This window comes from Microbacterium sp. Bi128 (genome assembly GCF_918698205.1).
Genome location: NZ_CAKKMM010000529.1, coordinates 1 through 3,250 on the forward strand (window position 1 = coordinate 1; position 3,250 = coordinate 3,250).

Sequence of the window (3,250 nt, forward strand, 5' to 3'; positions counted from 1 at the left end):
GATCAGCTCCACGATCACCAACTGCCACAGCACCCGCCGCGCGGACCTGCCCATGGCGCGGTTGCCCAGCTGCGGGATGACCCAGCGGCGGTGCATGAGCCCGATGCCGCCCAACACCAGGACCGCTGCCGTCTTGGCCAGGATCAGTTGCCCGTAGGCGGAGCCGAAGAGGTCTGCCCATGTGGTGAGGCGGATGCTGGCGTTGATCACGCCTGAGGCGAAGACCAGCGCGAAGGCAAAGCCGGCCAGGGATGAGAACCGGCGCAGGGTTGGCTCGGTGATGTCTGCAGTCCCCGAAGCTGCCCCCGAGGTGCGGCCGCCGGCGCCCGTGCCCTCCAGGACCCCGGAGAGGACCGCGAGCATGATGATGCCGCCCACCCAGGCCGATACGCCGACCAGGTGCAGGCCGAGCGAATTGATGGCGCCCTCGTGGTCGCTGGAGCTGGAGGAGTGTCCGATCAGGGCAGCGGGAACCAGACCGATCAGCGAAAGGACCAGTGTCAGTGCCAGGCCGCCGCGGGAGCGCACTCCGAACAGGGCGGTGGTAACGACGGCGGCGATGATTACGACAGCCAGCCACGCGCGTCCGGTTTCGATGTCCGTCATGAAGTAAACGAGGGAGCGGGTGAATTCCGGATCCCCGGAGATGCCCTGCCCCGCAATGTCCGCGTAGCCCAGGACCAGCACGGTGATCGCGGACAGCGTCCAGACGGCGCCGGCGGCCGCTGCCACGGCCAGCGCCCGGGTGAAGGCCGGATGTTCCGGGGCGTCCTGCTCCTTGGACCGGGAGCCGTTCCTGTTTCGCGGCAGGATGCCGACGGCGAAGATCAGGCCGCCGATCACGGTGGCGACAGCGACGTTGTGGATTGCTTTGCTCACCGGAAGCCCCCAGCGCACCAGGGCCCCGGGATCTGAGACCTCGCGGGCGGCTGCTGCGCCGGAGAAGATAAGTGCCGCTACCAGGCCAATAAACAACGCGCCAAGGCCTGCGATCAGCCAAGGCCGGGCAATCCCGGCGGGACCGGAGCCAGGGCCGCGTGCGTCCCCGGGGGGAACGGGCGCTGCGGTTGTGGGCGTGGGATTTACTGCGGAAGGCACACCTCCATTGTCCGCTACGCCGCCTAGCTCAGCGAATCGGCCCCGGCGGCTGGGCCTCTGGGGATCCGCCAAGCCGGCCCGGCCTTCAAAGGACTGCGGATTCGTCGGGAAGGCCGCCCGGCCGGGCTAAGACCGATTAGGGACCGGGTTAGGGACTGGCCGGGGACTGGCCGGGGACGCAAAAGGAGCGGCAACCCGAGGGTTGCCGCTCCTTTCAAGCCTGCGAAGAAGACTACTTCTTCTTGGCGACTGCAGCCTTCAGCTTGGAGCCGGCGGTCAGCTTGACGCTGTGGCCAGCGGCAATCTGGATGGTCTCGCCGGTCTGCGGGTTGCGGCCGGTGCGAGCTGCACGGTCGGTGCGCTCTACGGCGAGCCAGCCCGGGATGGTGATCTTCTCGCCCGCGGCGACGGAGGTCTCGAAGACCTCGAACAGTGCGTCGAGCACGGAGTTGACTGCTGCCTGGCTGGTGCCGGCCTTGCCTGCTACCTCTGCAACAAGTTCACTACGGTTCTTAGCCATTTATGTCCTCCTGGACGGTCACGATTTTTGGAGCCTGCACACGGCATGCGTACAAACCACTGTTCGAAAACTTACCAGCTTGGCGCCTCAGAGGTGGCAAATTCCGCGTGTTTTCGGCCTTTTTTGGGGAAAATCACTGGAATCGGGCGCCGATCGCCGTCAAATTGCGCCGAGAGCGGAAGCCCCCTCGTCGGCGCCGTTTCACCGAGTTCCGCCGCGGTCCCCGCCGGCGTACTTTGTGCCGCCAGGTAGCCACCCCGGGCGCTGCCCGCTGCTGACCCGTCCCATGGTCTGTAAGTCTTTACCCGGCTGCTCTGTGAGTGGCCGGCAGTCTGGTGCTGTGGCCTGGCTTGGGCGTGGCTCACCCATGGTATTGCCTCCGAGGGGAATCTCCCGAAGTGCGCTTGCTTGGATATGTCCGCCCTAGCCGGGTCCGGTATCGGTTCGCCAGGGAACGGACCGCAGCCATTAATGCTCTCACCGCACTCCTCCGCGTCGTCGACCTCGGCGTCGACGCCCGTAAGCCCTTGACCGTCACACAGATCAACACCATCGCAGCTTGGAGGGAACGGGACGAGGAATTCGGAGTTCAAACCTGCCGCTGCGAAGCAACGCGGCTCGCGAAGCAGATCCTGATACTGCAGGAGCAAATGGCCAGGAACCACGACGAACTCGAGTCCCTTGTGCAGCAAGTGCACCCGGCTCTTTTGGGTATCTACGGCATTGGACCCGTGCTTGCCGCAATCATCCTGACCGCATGGTCACACACCGGGAGGATTCGCTCCGAAGCGGCGTTCGCAGCCCTGGCCGGCACCTGCCCGGTCCCGGCGTCATCGGGCAGTAGCACCTGATGCCGCTCGAACCGAGGTGGGGACCGCCAACTCAGCAAAGCGATTTACACCATCGCCCTCATCAGAATGAAGCGTGACCAAAGCACCCAGAACTATGTCGCCAAACGAACAAGCCAAGGACGAACCAAGAAGGAGATCATTCGTAGCCTCAAGAGATACATCACTCGCCAGATCTACCGCGCTCTCAACCACGCTCACCCTGCACCCACGTACTGATGAGGCCTAACTCTTGGTGTTCTAAGACTGCTTGGCACCATTCAAGGATTTGAACTGGCCGCCGAGCTCTTGCGCCAGGCCCTTCAAGTCCATACCGCTCGGAGACTCCTGAAGTGCCTCGGACATGTCCACGACCATCCAGTTTTTACCCTCCACGATGGCTAAAGGCTGGGTGCTGTCCGCATACAGCTGCTGCTCAGCATTTCGGGCCTCTTCGGTCTTGAACCACTCGACCTGGACACGTTTTGAACAGACGGCGTATTCGGCCGTGTAACCGGCCAGCTCCGGATTGATGATTGGGGCCGTTTTGGGCGCTTCCTCGCAGCCAATGACATCGGCAACGGCTCGGCGGGCTTCCTCGATAGAGCCTAATTCCGTATGCTGCGGGGACTGCGAGGACTGGGCATTGGAGGACTGCTGCGCCTCCATGCCACAGGCTGTTAGGACGCAGATCAGCCCCAGCATTGTGGTAGTAGCGGCGTACTTGAACTTGCCTGTGATCATCACCGGACACCCCCAAAGGTCAGTGGACTAATACTTGCACAACGCCAGGAACCTAATAAGT

4 protein-coding genes are annotated in these 3,250 nt (G+C 63.5%); 1 reads left to right on the plus strand and 3 read right to left on the minus strand.

What is annotated here, in order from left to right; genetic code table 11:
- A partial coding sequence (locus tag LQV45_RS22365; protein WP_374208274.1) for a copper resistance D family protein occupies positions 1–1,098 on the minus strand: 1,098 nt, incomplete at its 3' end.
- Between the two features lie 232 nt (positions 1,099–1,330).
- On the minus strand, positions 1,331–1,618 hold the full coding sequence (locus tag LQV45_RS22370; protein ID WP_011776355.1) for an HU family DNA-binding protein: 288 nt from the start codon (positions 1,616–1,618) through the stop codon (positions 1,331–1,333).
- A gap of 527 nt (positions 1,619–2,145) precedes the next feature.
- Here LQV45_RS22370 and LQV45_RS22375 point away from each other — a divergent pair.
- A complete protein-coding gene (locus LQV45_RS22375; protein WP_230008880.1) occupies positions 2,146–2,469 on the plus strand; it encodes a transposase in 324 nt (107 codons plus the stop codon).
- 237 nt (positions 2,470–2,706) lie between these two features.
- Here the strand turns inward: LQV45_RS22375 and LQV45_RS22380 are convergent, their stop codons facing one another.
- Positions 2,707–3,189 (minus strand): hypothetical protein, encoded by a 483-nt coding sequence (locus LQV45_RS22380; RefSeq protein WP_230008881.1) that lies wholly within the window; start codon positions 3,187–3,189, stop codon positions 2,707–2,709.
- Between the last annotated feature and the right edge of the window lie 61 nt (positions 3,190–3,250).

Bases quoted from the DNA above. Each gene is read 5' to 3' on its own strand.
- LQV45_RS22370 (WP_011776355.1), bottom strand. From the start codon at position 1,618: ATGGCTAAGAACCGTAGTGAACTTGTTGCAGAGGTAGCAGGCAAGGCC.
- LQV45_RS22380 (WP_230008881.1), bottom strand. From the start codon at position 3,189: ATGATCACAGGCAAGTTCAAGTACGCCGCTACTACCACAATGCTGGGG.